The organism is Amycolatopsis acidicola, from assembly GCF_007713735.2.
GTDB classification, from domain to species: Bacteria; Actinomycetota; Actinomycetes; order Mycobacteriales; family Pseudonocardiaceae; genus Amycolatopsis_E; species Amycolatopsis_E acidicola.
On the sequence record NZ_VMNW02000054.1, the window covers coordinates 38,763 to 57,619 of the forward strand.

General features: G+C 70.2%; 13 protein-coding genes and 1 pseudogene. 8 read left to right on the forward strand and 6 right to left on the reverse strand.

Features of this window, described 5'->3' with window-relative positions:
* The first annotated feature begins 282 nt into the window (after positions 1-282).
* Positions 283-2,409: a hypothetical protein gene (locus FPZ12_RS29085; RefSeq protein ID WP_144757485.1), complete on the forward strand. Its 2,127-nt coding sequence runs from the start codon at positions 283-285 to the stop codon at positions 2,407-2,409.
* Here FPZ12_RS29085 and FPZ12_RS29090 read toward each other — a convergent pair.
* A complete protein-coding gene (locus FPZ12_RS29090; protein ID WP_144757484.1) occupies positions 2,403-3,596 on the reverse strand; it encodes an MFS transporter in 1,194 nt (397 codons plus the stop codon). The genes FPZ12_RS29085 and FPZ12_RS29090 overlap by 7 nt on opposite strands.
* Before the next feature lie 70 nt (positions 3,597-3,666).
* On the opposite strand from FPZ12_RS29090, the gene FPZ12_RS29095 reads away from it, so the two are divergent.
* Positions 3,667-4,623: a GlxA family transcriptional regulator gene (locus tag FPZ12_RS29095; RefSeq protein WP_144757483.1), complete on the forward strand. Its 957-nt coding sequence runs from the start codon at positions 3,667-3,669 to the stop codon at positions 4,621-4,623.
* Positions 4,624-4,645: 22 nt separating this feature from the next.
* Here FPZ12_RS29095 and FPZ12_RS29100 read toward each other — a convergent pair whose 3' ends face one another.
* Positions 4,646-5,656 (reverse strand): hypothetical protein, encoded by a 1,011-nt coding sequence (locus FPZ12_RS29100; protein WP_243770087.1) that lies wholly within the window; start codon positions 5,654-5,656, stop codon positions 4,646-4,648.
* Between the two features lie 480 nt (positions 5,657-6,136).
* Between FPZ12_RS29100 and FPZ12_RS29105 the strand changes: the two genes are divergently transcribed.
* Genes FPZ12_RS29105 through FPZ12_RS29120 form a run of 4 tightly spaced genes read left to right on the forward strand, consistent with a single transcriptional unit; the run spans position 6,137 to position 12,355 of the window.
* Positions 6,137-8,176, forward strand: coding sequence for a fibronectin type III domain-containing protein (locus FPZ12_RS29105; protein ID WP_243770088.1), 2,040 nt, complete (start codon positions 6,137-6,139; stop codon positions 8,174-8,176).
* Between the two features lie 38 nt (positions 8,177-8,214).
* The gene (locus tag FPZ12_RS29110) at positions 8,215-9,168 is read left to right on the forward strand and encodes an AAA family ATPase (RefSeq protein ID WP_144757481.1); all 954 of its coding nucleotides are present in this window, start codon (positions 8,215-8,217) and stop codon (positions 9,166-9,168) included.
* A gap of 2 nt (positions 9,169-9,170) precedes the next feature.
* Complete coding sequence (locus tag FPZ12_RS29115; RefSeq protein WP_144757480.1) at positions 9,171-10,280, forward strand: DUF58 domain-containing protein; 1,110 nt, start codon at positions 9,171-9,173, stop codon at positions 10,278-10,280.
* Positions 10,277-12,355, forward strand: a complete 2,079-nt coding sequence (locus tag FPZ12_RS29120) for a transglutaminase-like domain-containing protein (protein ID WP_144757479.1) — start codon at positions 10,277-10,279, stop codon at positions 12,353-12,355. The genes FPZ12_RS29115 and FPZ12_RS29120 overlap by 4 nt, the downstream gene beginning before the upstream one ends.
* Here the strand turns inward: FPZ12_RS29120 and FPZ12_RS29125 are convergent.
* Positions 12,352-13,719 (reverse strand): serine/threonine-protein kinase, encoded by a 1,368-nt coding sequence (locus FPZ12_RS29125; protein ID WP_144757478.1) that lies wholly within the window; start codon positions 13,717-13,719, stop codon positions 12,352-12,354. The genes FPZ12_RS29120 and FPZ12_RS29125 overlap by 4 nt on opposite strands.
* Positions 13,720-13,817: 98 nt before the next feature.
* Here FPZ12_RS29125 and eccD point away from each other — a divergent pair, with 98 nt between their 5' ends.
* Together eccD and eccB are read left to right on the forward strand one after the other, a co-directional pair.
* Positions 13,818-15,188: a type VII secretion integral membrane protein EccD gene (gene eccD / locus FPZ12_RS29130; protein ID WP_144757477.1), complete on the forward strand. Its 1,371-nt coding sequence runs from the start codon at positions 13,818-13,820 to the stop codon at positions 15,186-15,188.
* Between the two features lies 1 nt (position 15,189).
* Positions 15,190-16,620, forward strand: a complete 1,431-nt coding sequence (gene eccB / locus FPZ12_RS29135; RefSeq protein ID WP_144757476.1) for a type VII secretion protein EccB — start codon at positions 15,190-15,192, stop codon at positions 16,618-16,620.
* A gap of 60 nt (positions 16,621-16,680) precedes the next feature.
* On the opposite strand, the gene FPZ12_RS29140 is transcribed toward eccB, so the two are convergent.
* The 3 genes and pseudogenes from FPZ12_RS29140 to FPZ12_RS46100 form a co-directional block, all read right to left on the reverse strand.
* The gene (locus FPZ12_RS29140; RefSeq protein ID WP_144757475.1) at positions 16,681-17,919 is read right to left on the reverse strand and encodes a TrbL/VirB6 family protein; all 1,239 of its coding nucleotides are present in this window, start codon (positions 17,917-17,919) and stop codon (positions 16,681-16,683) included.
* An 11-nt stretch (positions 17,920-17,930) separates the two neighbouring features.
* Positions 17,931-18,410 carry a hypothetical protein gene (locus FPZ12_RS29145; RefSeq protein ID WP_144757474.1) on the reverse strand — a complete coding sequence of 160 codons (480 nt, stop codon included), beginning with the start codon at positions 18,408-18,410 and terminating at the stop codon, positions 17,931-17,933.
* Between the two features lie 10 nt (positions 18,411-18,420).
* Positions 18,421-18,857, reverse strand: a pseudogene (locus tag FPZ12_RS46100) (hypothetical protein); the annotation flags it as partial.

The following is an 18,857-nucleotide window of genomic DNA, read 5'->3' on the forward strand; positions in this document are numbered from 1 at the left end:
CAAGCCCGCGCGGCCCGGCGCGGTGGCGAGCCCGTCCCCCCACCGATCACGATCGCGGCGCCGTCCCCCGTTCGTTTCCGTACCCGCGAATACGCAACCACTTCGCGCCGTTTCAGGCAAGATCATTTCCCACTCGCGCTCGGACAACTCCGGTTCGTATCCGGGTAAACGCCGCGAAAACCCAGCGCTACTGTGATCACTGGCGTGATCAACTGCCGCACTGGGGAAACACTTACGCGAATCGGTAAGCCGATTTGTCGCGGACAGGAAAGGAACCAACGGGTGACTGAGCTCGTCGACACTTCACGCGAGGGCGCGGGTCTGCCGGAACCAGCGCCGGAAGAACCCGAGAGACGCCGCCGGCGCAACCCTGCCTGGTGGATCGCCGGGGTTGCGCTGGTGCTCGGCTTCGGTTTCGTCGCGGCGTCGATGCTGTGGAACAGCGGCAAACTGTTCGCCCCGCTCGACGACGTCTACATCCACCTGCAGTACGGCAGCCAACTCGGCGCCGGCCACTTCTTCGAGTTCAACACCGGTGACGGCGTCAGCGCCGGGGCGAGCAGCATGCTGTACGCCTTCGTCCTCGGCGCCGCGTACGTGATCGGCGCGCACGGCACCCTTCTCCTCGCCTTCGCGGTGGGGTTCAACATCTGTTGTTTCGCCGCGGCTTCCGCCCTGACGACACTGCTCGCGACGCGCCTCATCGGCCGGGCGGCCGGGACGTGGACGGGCCTGCTCATCGCGGTCAGCGGGCCACTGCTGTGGGGTTCGGCCAGCGGCATGGAAGTCGGCATGGTCATGCTGCTGGTGACCGGCCTGCTGCTCACGTTCGTCACCGAGCAGACCGCCGCTCGATTCCGATTCACCCCGGCGGTCGCCGCGCTGCTCGCGATCGCCCGGCCGGAAGGCCTGATCTTCGCCGGGGTGATCACCCTTGCCGTGCTCTGGACGTTGTGGACGCACCGCAGCCTTTCCGGTGTGCCCACGATGTTGCGACGCGCGCTGTGGAGCCTGCTGCCGGGCGTGGTGGGCGCCGGGCAATTGCTGTTCTACCGTCTGGCCACCGGCACCGCGTCGGCCAACGGCGTGCAGGCCAAATCGTTGCTGCACGACACTCCGGTGTTCTATCTCGGGACGTTCGTCGACCGCACCGTCGCGACGCTGCGCGGCCTGGCCGGCATCTTCCTCGGCTTCACGGGCCAGGACTTCGTCTTCCCCGGTGCGCTGCTGATCGCCGCCGTCGGGATCGGCTTCCTGTTGCTGCCGCGCGCGAACCGGCCGCTGATCATCGCCATGACCGCCGGACTGGCGTGCGCGGTCGTCTCACTGTCCACTCTGGACACCGCACTCAACCACGAACTGCGCTACTTCCAGCCGTTCTTCCCGCTGTTCTTCCTGTTCGTCGTCGCGGGTGTGGCCGGACTTTCCCGCACACTGCAGAAACCCCGCTACCGCAGGTTCGCGTTACACGGTGCGCTCGCTGTCGTGCTGACCTTCTCCCTCGTCGCGCTTCCGACGTGGGGCGTGCGCTTTTCCCGGGACGGCGCGGCGATCCGGGACACGGACATCTCCTACGGCGTGTGGATCAACGGCCATCTGCCCGCGGACGCGGTAGTCGCGGTCAAGGACGTCGGTGCCGTCACGTACTTCTCCGACCGGTATGTCGTGGACCTGCTCGGACTGGGCACCAACGGATTCGCCGAGCCGGTCAGCAACGGCATCGGCTCGCTCTACGAAACGCTGCGGCACCTGCCTGCCGAGCGTCGTCCGGACTATTTCGCGACCTACGACACCGGTCCCGGCCCGAGCATGGCTCCGCTGCGGGACGTCGGCCTGGTGTCGAACACCCCGGTGGGATCCTTCACGACGAAGACCCCGCCGGACATCGGGGGCATCCTCGCCGTTCCGTTCCGGCAGTTCACGGTCGCCGAGGCGGACTGGAGCCTCGTCGGGAATGCCGACGCCGCACCGGTTTCCGGCGCGGTGCGCGACTACCTGAACGTCGCATACCTCGACGACGAACGGGACCACGACTACCGCTATGTGCCGGGGCAGACCGGGATGCAGCCGTGGAGCGTCGTTTCGCGCGATGGGGACGTTATCGACGCCGGGCGGCTGATCGTCGGCGGGGAGACGTTCACGTTCCGGAACCTCGAACCGGGCAAGCCCGCCACGATCACCGCCCGCGCCGCCATCCGCGGGATCCCGGACATGACCGTCGTGGTGGACGGCAAGGAGGCGGGAACGTGGATCCGCGGCGAGACGGACGGGACGTGGCAGACCGACTCGTTCACGATTCCCGCGGAGCTGATCACCTCGCCTGAGGCGCATGTCGAACTCCGCCAGCCGCGCCCGCTGATGAACCCCTACCCGGACTACACGTCCTACGCGTACTGGGTCACTCAGTGAACCTTGGTGCGCCTGACGTTGAGCAACAACCCGAGCGTCGCGACGACGGCGATCGCGGTGACGGCGGCTAGTCCGAGCGCCGGGGACCAGCCAAGGGCAACGTGGGCGAGTGACAACAGATAGGGCACTGCGAAACCGAGGTAGGCCAAGGCCTGGTACGTCGAAGTGGCGTACCCGAGCAACGTCCGCGGGGTGATCTGCTGGATGTCGGCCAATCCGGCGAACTGGGTGATCCCGTAAGCGGCGCCCAGCGCGATCTCGGCCACGATGACCGCCCACACGGTCGACGCCGCGGCGGCCCAGACGGCGATGCCCAGGGCGACGACGGTAACCCCCATCGCCGGCATCAGGAGCGCGGTGGCGAGCCGATCGCCGCGGGCGATCACGGGCTGGACGAGCACGCCGACGAATGCCGGGATGGCCGTGGCGATCGCGGCGAAGGCGAGTGGGTTCGAGCCCTTCGCGACGAGGCCCGGCAGGTACGCCAAGGCGATCGCCGCTGTCCCGAAAACCCACGGCGCGAACAACAATGACACCCGGAGCAGGTGCCGGTTGACCTCGCTTCGTGCAGCCGTTGCGACCTGCTCGGCGCTCGGGGACGTGAGCGGACGTCGGCTGTCGGCGCCCGCGAGCAACCACAACGCGACAACGCACAGCACGAGGTTCGGCAGATAAGGCCACACCTGAGGATCCGGCGTCCATTGCCCGAGGAGCCCGGCGACCAGCGGCCCGAGGCCGAACCCGGTCGTCATCGCGATCGTCGCCCGGCGGGCGCCTCGGTGTCCGCCAGGCGAGTCTTCCCGGATCCAGGCCGCTCCAGTCCCGAACGCCAGCCCGCTGCTGATCCCCGCGACGAAGCGCCCGACGAACAAGAGGAAAAGGACTTCCTTGCCCAAGATCAGCAACACCGTCGCGGCCAGCGAGAACAACAGCGCCACGACGACCACGCGCTTGCGTCCCGCCTGGTCCGACCACCGACCGCCGACGAGCAGTGCCGGGATCAACCCGACCGCGTACAGGCCGAACATGACCCCGGTCGCCGTGGTCGACACGCCGTGCTGCTGGTAGAAGACGATCAACGGGGAGAACTGGTTGGCGCCCCACCCGATGGCCGCGACCGCGACCGCAGGCCGCAGCCAGGCCGCGCCTCGCGCCGCGGTGGGTTCCTTCATCAACTCCTGTGTCACGTCTCGAGCGTTCGCGAGATCGTGGCGCGAGAACAGTGACTGAAACGACTATTAGCGTACAGTTTCGGTCATGACGGGAACCGTGGCACTGGCGCTGAGCGAAGGCGTGCCGATCTTCGAACTCGCCGCCCCCTGCGCGATCTTCGGGCCGGCGATGTCCGACGCCGACTCCGACTGGTACACGCTGCAGGTCTGCAGCCCGCCAGGGGCGCGAGTCGACAACTGGTTCACCGCCGCGACCCCGTTCACCTACGACGATCTTGTCGTGGCGGACACGGTCGTCGTCCCGGCTTGTCACGACTCCGCGCTCGAACCGCCGGCCGATCTCGTCGAAGCGGTTCGCGCGGCTGCCGCGCGAGGAGCACGAGTCGCCTCCATCTGTACCGGCGCCTTCGTGCTCGCCGCCGCCGGGCTCCTCGACGGCCGCCGCGCGGCCACGCACTGGCGGCACGCCGACACACTGGCCCAGCGATATCGGGAGATCCACGTCGACTCGGCGTCGCTCTACATCGACGAAGGCGACGTGCTCACTTCAGCGGGCAAGACGGCCGGCCTCGATCTGTGCCTGCACCTCGTACGCAAAGATCATGGTGCGACCGTGGCGAACCAGGTGGCGCGCCGGCTCGTCGCCGCGCCACACCGCGAAGGACACCAGCGGCAGTACGCCGATCCGTTTCCCGGTCCGGCTGTCACCGACAGCCTCGGCGAGACGATGGCCTGGGTACTCGAACACCTCGACCAGCCGTTGACCGTCGAGCAGGTCGCCCGGCAAGCGCGGGTGAGCCCGCGGACCCTGCACCGCCACTTCGTCAACCGCACCGGCAGCAAGCCTCTCGACTGGCTCAACACCCAGCGGTTGCGGCGAGCCCAGCAACTGCTCGAGACCACGGATCTGCCGATCGAACGCGTCGCCACGGACTGCGGTTTCGGCACGGCGCACGCGCTGCGCCGCCATTTCCGCGACACGCTCCAAACCACTCCCGACGCCTACCGTCGCACCTTCAAACCTGACCAGGTGGGCATCTGACCAAAGTGGACGGAGATGCTGCTCAGTCGCCCGAAACCTGGAGGCCGAGCGGGAGCGTGATGGCCAGCCCGTGGCCGTGCCTGCCGTCGAGGCGTGTCATGGTCACCGCCCACTCGCCCGCGACCTGTGTCAGCACCGTTGCCGCGTGCTCCAACGCGGCCGGATCCGCTGCGGCGAGGCGCAAAGCCGCGTCCACTTCGGGCTCCGCGTCGACGGAGCGGCAGGCACTGACGGCGATCGTCACGGCCGCGTACGGGGTCGCGGTGAGCAGCCTGCGCAGCAGCTGCGGAGAGGCGGCAGCGGAGAGGCGGGACCAGTCGCCGAGCCGGAACACCGCCTGGGATACCGGCCCGCTGTAGAAGAACCGCCAATCCTCCCGCACCCGGCCGCGGTCGGCGGTGACGTGCGCGAGCGAGGCCAGCGTGCCGAAGAACTCGTTCTCCGGCAACGTTTCCGTCGGCAGCCCCGACCGATGCAACCGGCGGCGGACGCGGCGCAGCGCGTTACCCAGCGTCTGCCGGACCTCGGTGTCGGTGTAGACGTCGATGGTGCGCATCGCCTGCAGGGCGATCCAAGTCCGCAATGGACGGTCCTGCCCGAGCCCGGCGTGATGGATCACCTGCGCGGTGAACGACTCCTCGTGTGGCGGCAGGAGCACCTCGGGCGCGGGCACGGCGAGTTCGCGCACGCCGTCGTCCGGGCGCAGCACCGCGGTGATCCCGGTGATGCGACTGAGCATGAACACCGGCTCGTCCCCGACGTTGTGCACCAGGCTCACCGCCTCCGGCGACAACACCTTCACCAGCGCCCGGCCGCTCCCGCTCGGGTCCCGCAGATCGTCTTCGTAATGCCGCAAAGCGTATTTCACCGCCAGGATCAGCCATTCGTACAACCAGCGACCGCGGACCCGCACAGCGGTGCACCCGACCACGAGCAACGCGCAGCCGACGACTGTGCCGAACACGGCCCAGCGCTGCCCGAGGCCGAGGACGACCGCGAGCACCGCGAGCTGCCACGAGACGAGTTGGAGCACTCCGATCCCGCCGAGCGGACGCCGGGCGGCCGGGCGCGCCGGAAGCACAGGAGCTGGTGCCGGAGCCCAAGGCCGCTGCTGCTGTACACCGGGCGGCGGCACCGGAGGTGTCTGGGGACGGGCCGCGTTCAGCGTGGCAACGGCCGCGTTACGCATCGCGGACGGCGCCTCGGCAGCTGGGGCCGGTACGCCGAACACAGCCGGCTGCGCGGCAGGCCGCGCCCGAGGCACCTGAGGCGCCGGGGCCGTACGCCGGCCGGCCTGGGTCCCACCGAAATCGGTCACCGGAATCCCTCCTCGCGTCGTCGCCTCCCAGACTCGCGGCGAAAGATGAAGATTCCGTGACACCTGGCCTTTCATCGAGATTCCATCGTGGCTCGCTAGCGTCTGCGTCATGTACGCGACGCCGTGGCGCACCACCGTGTCGGCGGTTGGTCCGCGATGTACCAGTGCTGTACCCGCCACCTCTAAGGTCACAGGGTGACGACCGAACCCACCGGCCACAAGCGCCGCCTCCGGCTCACCGCGGCCGTCCGCCGCCGTGGCGTGATAGCCGTGCTCGTCGCGAGCTGTGTCGCGCTCGTCGGACTCGCGGTGACCGGCCACGCCTCACTTCCGGCCGGGCTCGACTTCGTCCAGGTCGGACACTGGGTGTACAACGACGCTTCGCAGTCGGCCGTCCACGTCGACGGTTCGACGGGGCAGGTGGACTCGCGCGCCAGCGTGCCGGGGGCGGCGGCGGGAAGCCAGGTCACGCAGGACGACCACTCCGGTTACGTGGTCGAGCGTTCGCGGATCACCGAATTCGACAAATCGACACTGAGCGTCGAGGGCAGCTCCGCCGCGCCCGCCGCCGAGGAGCCCTTCGTGGTGGAGGGTGTCGGCGGCCCGTACCTGGTGTACCGCAACGCGGGGCAGATCGTGCGGCTGGGCGATCCGGCGGCGACGATCGCGGCGGGCGGGCCGTTGTCCGACCCCGTCGCGACTTCCGACGGAACCCTGTGGCTGCACCGGATCGACAACGGCTCCGTGTGCGAACTCCCCCGCAACGCCACCGTGCTCGCCTGCCCCGGCAAACTGCCGCAAGGCCACGGCGGGGCGGTGACTCTGGTCAACGATCGCCCGGTCGTCGTCGACACCACTGCCGACACCGTGAGCGAAGTCAGCCAGGACGGGCTCGGTGACGGGGTCGGCCTCGGCGTCGACCTTCCCGCCACGGCGCAGGTCGCCAACGCCGCCGTGGACGGACGGCTTGCCGCCGTCGAGCCCGACGACGGCAAGCTGGTGCTCGTCGACACGGCGACCCTGTCGACCGGAAACCCGGCGCAGAGCCCGATCTCGGTGAGTCTGCCGCAGGGCGGCCGGTTCGCCGGACCGGTCGCCGCGTCGAGCGCGATCGTGGTGGTCGACTCGGCGCACAACGAACTGCTCAGCTACGGCAGCGACGGCGCGCTCAAGACCCGGAAACCGGTGGCCGGACCGGCCGGTTCGGCCAAACCCGTGCTGGGTCAGGACAATCGGATCTACGTCGACAGCGCGGACGGTTCCCACGTGCTGGTGGTCGACGGCCAGGACGGCGGCACCACCGACGTCAACGTGAACAACCAGCCGGTGAACGAACAGCCCGCGGGCGCCCCGCCGGCGAACCCCGGGACCACGCCGGGGAACCCGCCGAATCCGCGCACCCAGCAGGCCGGAAACCAGCAGCAGCAACCGAACCCGACGCCCCCGGGCGCGCCGCGCAACGTGAAGGCCACCGCCGGGGACGGTTCGGCCACCGTGTCGTGGTCCGCCGCCACGGCGAACGGCGCGAAGGTGAGCGCCTACGTCGTCTCCTGGTCCGGTGGCTCCACCACGGTGAGCGGGTCGAGAGCCGGCACCACGATCAGCGGGCTGGAAAACGGCAGATCGTACGTATTCACCGTGGTCGCGCAGAACTCGGCGGGCCAGGGCGCGAGCGCCAGCTCGAAATCCGTCGTCCCCGGGCATGCGGCGGACGCGCCGAAGGTGACCGCGACGGCCGGTTCCAGCGGCCAGGTCTCGGTTTCCTGGACCGCGCCGAACCTGCACGGCGCGACGTTGGACCACTACGAGGTGACCGCGACCGGGCAGGGCACGCGGCAGGTTTCGGCCACGTCCACGTCGTTCACCGGGCTGAGCGGAACGATCAGCTTCACGGTCCGCGCGATCACGCACTACAGCTCGGGTTCGACGCTCACCGGAGCCTCGGGTTCGGCGAAGGCCACCGTGGCGTCGGGGCCACCGACCATCTCGATCCTCAGCGTGCGGGGTTCGCAGCCGAACCAGACCATTTACGTGACCGTCAACGCGAACGGGAACGGCGCCGCGGCAACCTGCCAGGCGACGTTCCTGAGCACCGCCTCCGGGAGCGCGGTGTCCTGTTCCGGCACCACGGAGCTGTCCATCCCGAACGTGTACTGGGTCGGCTCCGTGCAGATCGATGCCACCATCAAGACGTCTCTCGGCAGTGCGAAGGACACCTGGAACGGCACGCCGTGACAGCGGAGAACCGCCTTGTACCAACAGAAAGGTAAGTCGTGACCCTCACGCCTCACGCGGCCTACGACCTCATCGCCAACAACGTGCAGACGGTACTGCGCGGGCACCCGGAGGCCGTACGGCTGGCAGTGGCCGCGTTGTTCGCCGAAGGGCACCTGCTGGTCGAGGACGTGCCCGGGGTCGGGAAGACCACGCTCGCGCGGTGCATCGCGGCGAGTCTCAACGGCCGGTGGAGCCGGATCCAGTTCACGCCCGACCTGTTGCCCGGCGACATCACCGGGGTGATGGTGTACCACCAGAACTCCGAAAGCTTCCAGTTCCACCCCGGCGGGATCTTCGCCAACGTGGTGCTGGCCGACGAAATCAACCGCGGCACGCCGAAAACCCAGTCGGCGCTGCTCGAGGTGATGGCCGAGCGCCGGGTGACGGTGGACTCGGTGAGCCAGCAGGTGCCGCTGCCGTTCCTCGTGGTGGCAACGCAGAACCCGATCGAAATGGAAGGCACTTACCGGCTGCCGGAGGCGCAGCTGGACCGGTTCCTGATGCGGCTGTCACTGGGGTATCCCGGGCACGACGCCGAGGTGATGGTGGTGATGGGCGACTGTGCCGGGGTCACCTCGGACGAGGTCCGGCCGGTGCTCGCCATTTCCGATCTGCAGCAGGTGATCGCCCAGGTGCGCCGGTCGCATCTGGCGACGGAGATCGTGTCCTACGCGGTGCGGCTCGCCGCGGCGAGCCGAGCGCATCCGGCGGTCCGCTATGGAGCGAGCCCGCGCGGCAGCATCGCGCTGATCCGTGCGGCACAAGGACTCGCGGCCACCTACGGCCGGGATTTCGTGACCCCGGACGACGTGAAAGCGGTGGCGCATCCGGTGCTGGAGCACCGGCTGGTGCTGACCCCGGACGCGGAGCTGAACCAGCGGCAGACCCGGGACGTGGTGAACGAGCTCCTGGCCGACACCGCCGTGCCCGCGGCCTCTCCCGGGCGGTAACGGTGCGGCTCACCCGCCGGGGGATCGCCGTGCTCGCGGGAGCCGTGTGCTGTTACGCGTTCGGGGAACTGGCCGGTTACCCGTTGTTCCGGGCGATCGCGGGCATCGCCGCCGGTGCCGTGGTCGCGTCGTTGGCCGTGGCGTTGTGGCGGCCGAAGGTGGAGATCCGGCGTTCGGTGCACCCGGAACGGATCGAACGCGGCAAACCGGCGCTGGCGACTCTGGTGGTGACGAACGACGGAACGCGCCCGCACCGCGGGTTCGCCGCGAACGACCGGCTCGGCGACGAAGGCCATCAGGTCCAGGTGCGTCCGCTGCAGCCAGGGACGGCGGCGACGTACCACTACGAGCTGCCCACCCACCGGCGCGGCAAGCTTCCGGTGGGACCGTTGGTACTCAACAGGTTCGACCCGTTCGGGCTGGCGCGCGGCGACCGGACCGTCGGTGGCGTCGCGCATCTGTGGGCCTATCCGCGGCTGCATGCGGTGCGTGCGGCCGGTGCCGGGTTCCCGCGCCACCACTACGACGGGCCGGTGACCGATCCGCCGTTGCGTGGTTCGTGGGATCTGCGGGCGGTGCGGGAGTACATGCTCGGCGACGAGGTTCGGCATCTGCATTGGAAGGCCAGCGCGCGCACCGGAAAGCTCATGGTTCGCGAGTACGCCGATCCGGCGCAGCTGCGGTTCACCGCGGTGCTGGACACGCGGCCGGAATCCATGGACCCCGAGGTTTTCGAGGAGGCGGTGGAAGTGGCCGCGTCCCTGTTGTACTCGTCGGCGCTGGCCGGGCAGCACTGCCGTCTGCTCACGCCGACCGGGGTGAACACGGCCGTGGACAGCGGGCTCGGGGTGGCGCGTGTGCTGCTGGACGAGCTGTGCCTGGTCGCGCAGGACGCGCCAAACGGGGAGCCGCTGGTGCCGCTCAAACGGCCCCGGCCTGGCGGCACGCTGGCGGTGATCACCGGTGCTCGCACCGACCTCGGCGCCGCGAGCCGGTGGCGGCCGGACTACGTGATCCGACTCGGGGCGGGCGGAGAGGCGACCGCGGGTGAGCTCGTGGCGCCGGACGCTGCCGGGTTCGTACGCCTGTGGAACGGAGTGGGGGTCGCGTGACCGACCGGGACCTCGGGCAGTCGCCGGGCAGGCTCGCGGTCGCGGGACTGCTCGCCGCGACGGCCGTCGCGGGGCTGCTGTTCACCCCCGTGTTCGGGCTGAGCGCGCTGGCGCCGCCCGTACTCGTCGTGGTTCTCGTCGGCTACGGCTGTTTCGAGCTCTGCCGTCGCGTGCTGACTTCGTGGCGCCCGGTTTTCGTCCTGCTGCTGGGAATCGCCGGGCTGTTCGCGTCGGTTCCCGGCACCACGCCTGCCGTGCTCGCGCGCGCGGTGACGCAGGGCTGGCTGCTGACGCTGGAGTCGACGTGGCCGGCCCGGCCGGACGCCGAACAGCTGCTGTTCGTGCCGATCCTGGTCCTACTGGCGACCGTACTGGGCCTGGAACTGTTGCTGCGCTTGAGAAAACGGGTGGTAGCACTGTTGCCGGGGCTGGCCGTGGCCGGGCTTTCCCAGGCGTACCAGGCGTTGACCGGGCTCACCGCGATACTGGCCGCGCTCGCGTTCCTCGCCCCGGCCGGTCTGGTGCTGAACGTCGCGCGGCCGGGACGGCCGCGGTTGTCGGGGATGAGCGTGCTGCTGGTCGTGCCGACCGTGGTGGCGATCGTGGCCGGAGTGGCCGTGATCGGCACGCTCGATCCGGTGGGCCGCGAGCCGTACCGGCTGGCGGACAGCCATGCCGCGGCCCCGCCGGAGAACGGGCTCAGCAATCCGCTGCACGAGATCGCCGCCCGGCTGGCCGCCCCCGGCCAGGAGGTGTTCCGCTACCGCACCGACGCGACGGTCGACCGGTGGCGGCTGCTCGTCCTGGACACCTTCGACGGCGCGAACTGGTCCACCGACACGGATCTCCGGCGGCTGGGCGTGCGGCTGGACGGGACCACTGGCGGCAAGGTGGACACCGCCGACGTGCGGATCACCGGCCTGACCGGTCCCTGGCTGCCGAGCCAGCAGAACCCGGTGAGCGTGACCGGCACCGAACCGCTGGTGGACACCGGATCGGGAGCCCTGCTCTCGGACTCGAACGCCAGGAACTACACCTTGAGCTGGTCCGAAGTGGACGCCGGTGATCTGTCGTCGGCGCAGCTCGACCCCCAGGCCGTGGGCGGGCTCGGCGGCCTCGGCGTGGTCCCCGACGACATCGGCCAGCTCGCCCAGACGGCCGTGCACGGAATGCAGCCGAGCCTGCAGGCGGCATTGCAGCTGGAGCGGTTCCTGACCGAGAACTACCGGGTGGCCACCGGCGACAACCTCCCGACCGGCGACGGCTGGCCGCAGCTGCGGCAGTTCCTGACCCAGACCAAGGTCGGGACGAGCGAACAGTTCGCCGCGGCGTACGTGGCGCTCGCGCGGATCATCGGCATCCCGGCGCGGCTGGTGGTCGGCTATCGCGGTGCCACCGAGACTTCCGACGGGTACCACGTGGTGCGCAACCGCGACGTGCAGGCCTGGCCCGAGGTCGCCGTCGCCGGGGTGGGCTGGGTGCCACTCGATCCGACCGCTTCTGCCCAGCAGACCCAGCTCCCCCAGACCGGTATATCGAAGGCGGCGGCGCAGGCGCGTTCCCAGCTGCCGCCGGAAAACCAGCTGCAACCGCAGCCGGACCTCCCGCCGGACACCACGCAGGACCAGGCCACCAGCGCGGGAACGGGCATGGGCTGGGCTGTCCTCATCGGAGCGGGAGCACTGGTGGTGTGCTGGATTTTCGGTGTACCACTGGCGAAAGCAGTGCGGACCCGGCGCCGCCGGAAGCGGGCGGGAGCGGCGGGCGTCCTCGGGGCGTGGGCGGAGGTGCGTGATCTGCTGATCGCGCACCGGGTGCCGTACCGGGTCGGTATGACCCCACGCGACTTGGCGGCGACGGCGGGGGCAAAGCTCGGCGTACCGCTGGAGGAGCCGATGTACGGGCTGGCCGGAGTACTCGATTTTTCGCTGTGGGCAAGGCATCCGGCTCCGGACGGGGCGGCCCCGCACGCGTGGGCGCAAGTGCGCGCAATCCGCCGGGCGCTGGCGAGGCGGCCGTGGCGCGACCGCCTGCGGGCGGCTCTGGAGTCGAGAACCCTGCTGCGGAAACGCTAAAGCGAGCACTGGCCGCCGCGGATGGCGACCGGGGCCGTGGTGTAGATGTGTGTCCCGTCCGTGGCCCGGATCTGGAAGCAGTACTTGCGGGCCTGGTCGACCGGGACGGTCAGGGAATGCTGCCTGCCCGCCACCTGTGTCGTCGTCGGGATGCGCTCACCGGCGACGACCACCGCGAAATCCAGGTCTCCCTTGGCGCTCCAGTTCAACTGCACTTTGTCGCCGAGGTCCGCCGGCGTGTCGAGCACGAGCCCCACATCGGGCGGCGGGCTCGCGGAAGTCGACTCCGGGAGCGGGGTCGCGGACCGCACGACCGGTGCGGCGTTCTGCTGCTGTGCCTGTTTCCCGGAGTTGAGCACTATCGGCACCACGGTCAGCCCGATGACCGCGGCGCCGAGCACCGCCAATGCGAGCGGGCGCCAGCGGAAGCGCTTTTTCTCCATTGTGGACGGTTCGCCGGGCCCGATGCTGTGGACGAGCGTGCGGCCGGGAGACGAGGAAACGGGAGCCGAGGGCGGCGCCTGGCGCGGAGCGGGAGGCACGGGCGGGGCGCCGGGCCGGGCGAAGTCGTCGAACTCGATCTGCCGCCGGTCGCTGGTGCGATACAGCTTGCGGAAGGCGTCGGCGAGGCTCGCCGCGTCACGGGGCCGGTCCGCCGGGTCCTTCGCCAGCAGTCGGCCGACCATTTCGGAGAGTTCCAGCGGGACGCCGGGAACCTGCAGCGGGGGCACCGGTTCCCGCAGTACCTGCAGGATCCGCTCGCCCGGCTGCTGCCCGATCTGGCGCGGGAACGGAGGCGCGCCCGTCAACGCCGCATACAGCACCGCGCCGAGGCCGTACAGATCCGTTGCCGGGGAAAGCACGTCGTCCCGCAGGGCTTCCGGTGCCGCGTATTCCACCGCGTACATCGGGTCGCGGGGGAACCCGCGGCGTAGCGCCAGCCCGAAATCGGACAGCACGAGCTCCCCGGAGACGCGGAACAGCACGTTGTGCGGCGTGACCCCGCCGTGCACGACACCGAGCCGATGTCCCGTGGCCAGCGCTTTCGCCACCGTCTGCCCGATCGCGAGCGTCTCCCGCACGCCGAGGGGCTTGCCGGAAGCGAGCAGCCCCGCCAGCGAACCGCGGCACAGCTCCATCCGCAGGCCCGCCCCGCCGCCGGCGAACTCGAGCACCTCGTCGGCGAACAGGATCGCCCGCTCGGCGCGCACCGTCTCCAGCGCTTTCCGCTCGCGTTCCAGCGCGGCCGCGGTGTCCCGGCCGAATCCGGTGGGGAACACCTTGACCGCGACCCCGGCCCCCGCGTAGACATGGGCGACCGGCCCCTCCGCGAGGGGCGTCAGCCGCCCGGCCTCGATGCTCATACCGTCATTGTCCCGCACAGCCGATGGAATCCTGATGGTCCGCGGCAGGTTCCTGCCTCTCCCGCCCTTCGGTGGCCGCCCAGGGCGAAGCTGCTCGCATGCAGACTGCGGGGCTCATCAGGATCACGATAGCCACTCCACGACGGCGAATCGACATGGCGCTGCCCGACCACGCGTCCGTGGCCGAGCTCCTGCCGGGCGTGCTGGCCCGCGCGGGCGAGGGCATGGCGGACAAAGGCGTCGCCGGGGGCGGCTGGCTGCTGCGGCGCGACGACGGCACCGCGTTCGATCTGAACCGGACACTCGGCGCATACCGCGTGCGTGACGGGGAAATTCTGCACCTGACCTCGGCGCGGACGAACTGGCCGGAGCCGGAGTACGACGACCTGGCCGACGCGATCGCCACCGGTTCGGGCCGGACCGGGAAGGCCTGGGGGCCGCGCCACACGCGCCGGGCAGGACTGGCCGTGGGCGCGTTCGTGGTCCTACTCGGCCTGGTCGCGGTGATGCGGGCGGGGCCACCTTGGACAGGGCCTGGTTTGTGCGCGCTCGCGACGGCCGTCGCGTTGCTGGTGGCGGGCGTGATCCTCGCCAGGCCCGCCGCGGACGCCGACGCGGGAGCCGTCCTGGCGGCGACCGCGTTGCCGTTCGCCTTCGCCGCCGGGGTGCTGATCCCGGCCGGCAGCCACGCCGTGACCGACCTGACCCCGGGCCACGTGCTGCTCGCGGGAGCCGCGCTGCTGCTGGCCGCGCTCGTCGGCTATTTGGGCGTGGCCGTCGCGCAGGCGGTGTTCGCGGGCGCCGCCGCACTGGGCCTGTTCACCCTCATCGGCGGCTTGGTTTCACTGCTCTGGGACCTCGCGGCGCATCAGGCCGCCGGGGTGCTGGCGGCCGGTTTGCTGCTGCTGTCGACGATGTTCGCGCCACTGGCGTTGCGGCTGGGCAAGGTGCCGATGCCGGTACTGCCCCGCACGACGGCGGATCTCGTGCGGGACGATCCGCAGCCGTCCCTCGTGCGCGTGCACGCGGCCGTGGCGCGGGCGGACGGCCTGCTCACCGGGATGCTCGGCGGCGCGGCCGTCGCGGTGATCGCCGGTGAAGCCCTGCTGACCGCCGACGGCGGAATGGGCTCGATGGTCCTGCTCGCGGTGCTGACCGTCGGTTTCCTGCTGCGGGCAAGGCTGTATCCGGTGCCACGGCAACGGATTCCGTTGCTGCTCATCGGAGTCTTCGGGCTCGGTTGTCTGGTCGCGGGCCCGTTCACCATGCCGCTGGCCGCCACCGGCGTGCTCCTGCCTGCCGTCGCGGCCGGGGTGATCGCGGCGGGGATCCTGCTCAGCACCCGCGCTGCCAACCCGTATCTCGGCCGGTTCGCCGAGTACTCCGAAATCCTCGTGCTCGCCGCTGTCGTGCCGATGGCGTGCTGGGTGCTCGGGCTCTACGCGTACGTGCGCGGGCTGGGAGGCTGAGATGGCGTCCAAACGCGACCAACTGCAGGCGTACCAGTTCCTTGTGCAGCGCGCGATTTCCGCGCTGGTGACGAGGGAGACCGACCCGGAGCAGCCACCGTTCCGCCGTCCGTCGGGCGCGGCGTTCGCGAGCATCGCGCTGGCCATCGTGTCGCTCGCGGGCGTAGGGGTGTACGGGATGATCGTGCCGGGCGGCAACAGCTCTTGGAAGTCGGCCTCCGAGGTGATCGTGGAGAAGGAGACCGGCACGAGGTACGTGTACCTGAACGACAAGCTGTACCCGGTGGCGAACTACGCGTCCGCGCTGTTGTTACTGGGCCAGCACGCTTCCACGGAGGTCGTGTCGGGCAACTCGCTCGCCGGGGTCCCTCGCGGGCCGCGGATCGGCATCGAGGACGCCCCGGATTCGCTGCCCGACACGAAACGGCTGCTGACCGGCGCGTGGTCGCTCTGCTCCGCCCCGGCGTCGGACGTGTCCGGCAGCCAGATCGAGCAGTCGGTGCTGCTCGCCGGAACCGACCCGTCGGGGGGTTCGGGTCTGGGAGACCAGGGTTTGCTCGTCCAGCTGGTGTCCACAGGGGACCGCTACCTGATCTGGCACGGCTACCGGCACCGGATCGACGACTACGACACGGTCGGCACCGGGCTCACGCTGGCCACCGAACCGTGGGCGCGGGTCGACCAGGCTTGGTTGAACGTGCTGCCGGAGGGCGCGCCGATCGGGCCGCTTTCGATCGAGCAGGCGGGCGAACCGTCCACCGCGGTGCCGGGACGGGCCGACATCCTCACCGGGATGCTGCTGATGGTCCAGGCCTCCGGCGGCGGGCAGCAGTACTACGTCGCCGAGCACGACGCGTTGCGGCCGATCACCGAGCTGCAGTACGACGTGCAGCTGGCGAGTTCCCAGCTGATGTCGGCGGCTTATCCGGGTGGCGTGCCGAAGGCGATGTCGCTCGCGCCCGCGCAGGCGGCCGCCGCGAAACAGCTCGAACCCGTTGCGGCGGCTGAGAACTCGGCCCCGCCTGCCCGGCCGGCGATCGCGCGGCTGACCGACGGCGAGGCGACGGTGTGCGCGACGTTCGATCCCGGCAAGTCCTCGCCGAGGCTGGTCGTCGGGCCCACCCTGCCCGACGCGGCGACCGTGACGTCCCGCCGCACGGCGGAGGGCACCCCACTGGCGGACCGCGTGTACGTGCCGCCGGGTTCGGCCGCGGTGGTCGAGTCGATGCCGTCGTCCCAGTCCCCCAGCGGCACGTATGTGCTCGTCACCGACATGGGGCGGCGGTACTCGCTGTCGTCACCAGACGTGCTGAAGACGTTCGGCTATTCGACGACGAACGCCGTACAGCTGCCCGCGACGCTGGTCTCCCGGCTTCCGGAAGGCCCGGGCCTCGACCCGGACACCGCCAAGAGCCAGACCGTGAAGAGCTGAAGCGGCACAACGAAAACCGCGCCCGCCAGGATTCCGGCGGGCGCGGTTTTCGTTGTGCGATCAGTTGATGAGGCGCCAGAGGTCCTCGTCGAGGAGCTGGACCGAACCGGAGGTCGTGTCGTCCTCACCCCTGCGCCGCGCGAGCGTGAAGTCGCCGGCGGGCTCGCCGGTGCCCGCCCGGCCCCGCAGCCGGGACGGAACACCGTTGGCACTCGTCGACTTCCGCACACCGTTCGACCGGCTACCGGGCTCGTCCGCGGAGCTCGGCTGGAGCGTGCCGGAGGAACCACCGGTGTGCGGCATCATCGGCGAAACCGTGCCGGTGCCCGACTTCGTCGCGGCGTTCTCGGCCCAGCCCGCTTCCGGCTCACTCGCGAGGCTGGGCGCCCGCTTGCCGGCGACCGGTTTCGCCACCGACATCAGGCCTGCCGTCCCGGCGGCGCCGGCGACGAAGCCCATCGACCCACTCGCCACCGGCGGCGTGCCGACCGACGGAATGGCCCCGGCAGAGAACCCAGCGGAGACAGTGGGAATCGACGACGTCGCCGGGGCGAGGCCTGCTAGTGTCAGTCCCGTCGAGCCACCCAGGTTCGCCGACCCGCTCGCGCCGACAGTCGTGCCGAGCCCGCTCGTGTCGATCCCGCTGGCGTCCGTCCCGCTCGTGTCCAGCGAGGAACCGAGGTCCTGCAAGGCAGACAGCGTATCCATCCCCGCCGACGCCGCGCCGACGCCCGCGGTCGCCGCTTTGATGATGTCCTGCGGCGAGTTGCCCTCCGAGGAGGCCTGCGGCAGATAGTCGGCCAGCACCTGGCTGGGGTCCTCGATCCCGACGCCGGTGGCCACCCGGAGCATCGTCTGGTCGTACTGCCCGCCGAGCACGGTCATCCGCGTCGCGGCCGCCTGCCAAAAGCCCAGTGCGCTGGGGGCGGTCAGCGGGTTGCCCAGCGCGGCGTAGTACGCGCCGCTAGCCTCGGCCACCTTCGCGCCGGCGTCGACGATCGAGCTTGCCAGAGACGTCAGGTGCTGCGGGATCTGCGCGGCGTCGAGCCGTTCGCCCCAGGTCTTCAAGTCGTTCACGAGGCCCTGGGCCTTCACCTCGAACAGATGGCCTTTGTCGTCCTTCCACTGTGGAGAGAGCTCGCCGATCCGGGACTTGACCTGGACCTGGGCATCGCCGATCCACTGGCGCACGTCGGTCCACATCTTGGCTGCCGCGGCGAGCTTGGGAACGTTGGCCTGCTCGGCCGCGATCATCCCGTCCAGCGTCTCCATGGTGAACAGGTTGTAGGGAACTACCATGGCCGGTCTCCTCAGGCTTCGGTCTGCGCGGTGGTCGTGTCGGACTGGGTGGTGGTACCGGATGAGTTCGTGCTGCCGGACGAATCCGTGGTGCTACCGGAGGTAGAGTCCGTGCTGCTGGAGGACGAATCACTGGACTGCAGCGAGGTGACTGCCTTCTTCCCCAGCCCGATCACCTGATCCGCGAGCTTGAACCCCGCGGTGAGGAGATCGAACGCACTGGTCGCGTCCGCCGCCGAGTACGTCGCCCCGGCCACTTTCGCGACATCGGACAGCGAGCCGGATTTCTGATCCACGTAGTTCATGAACGCGCTCACCTCGCCGGTGGCGAACGTGTCCAGGGCGCCGTACATCATGCCCTCGTACATCCCGGCCGAGGTCAACCCCGAGCCAAGGCGGCTTGTCAGCGAAGCCGGCTGCGCCGGCGTGTGGATGTTGGCGGAGGCGTAGCTCTGCGCCGTGGGATTGCCGTTGAGTTCATTTGCGGCCATTGTGTCCTCCTCAGTATCCCGCTTGGGTTCGCGGTTCGTTCTCTTCCGGGTTCAGCTGCCATAGCTCCTCATGGAGCAACTCGTCGACCGGTTGCCGCTTCCGTTCCGGTGCGGGCACACTGGACTGGGCCCGGCTTTCCTTGCGTGGCTCGACTTTTCCCGACCGCCCGCGCAGCGAGACCCCGGGCGTGGCGGCGGGTTTCCGTTTGCGGAAGCCGTTCTCTTCTTCGGCGGCACCGGGCCTGACCCCGCTGGAGCCTCCTCGTCCGCCCATGCCGGCACCGCGTGGCCCGAACATCCCCGGAGACATGCCAGGGGTGGTGCCCGATGCAGTCCCGGCCGCGGTCCCCGCGGCGCCCGCGGTCGCGGCAGACGTGAGTCCGCTGCCGACCGCGGCGTTCGAGCCGATCCCTCCCGAGATGTCGCCCGAACCGATCCCACCCAGGC

What these genes read in the sequence shown, in the direction of transcription:
- eccD (WP_144757477.1), top strand. Translation starts at nt 13,818, where the DNA reads ATGCAGACTGCGGGGCTCATCAGGATCACGATAGCCACTCCACGACGG.
- FPZ12_RS29145 (WP_144757474.1), bottom strand. Translation starts at nt 18,410, where the DNA reads ATGGCCGCAAATGAACTCAACGGCAATCCCACGGCGCAGAGCTACGCC.
- FPZ12_RS29095 (WP_144757483.1), top strand. Translation starts at nt 3,667, where the DNA reads ATGACGGGAACCGTGGCACTGGCGCTGAGCGAAGGCGTGCCGATCTTC.
- eccB (WP_144757476.1), top strand. Translation starts at nt 15,190, where the DNA reads ATGGCGTCCAAACGCGACCAACTGCAGGCGTACCAGTTCCTTGTGCAG.
- FPZ12_RS29125 (WP_144757478.1), bottom strand. Translation starts at nt 13,719, where the DNA reads ATGAGCATCGAGGCCGGGCGGCTGACGCCCCTCGCGGAGGGGCCGGTC.
- FPZ12_RS29140 (WP_144757475.1), bottom strand. Translation starts at nt 17,919, where the DNA reads ATGGTAGTTCCCTACAACCTGTTCACCATGGAGACGCTGGACGGGATG.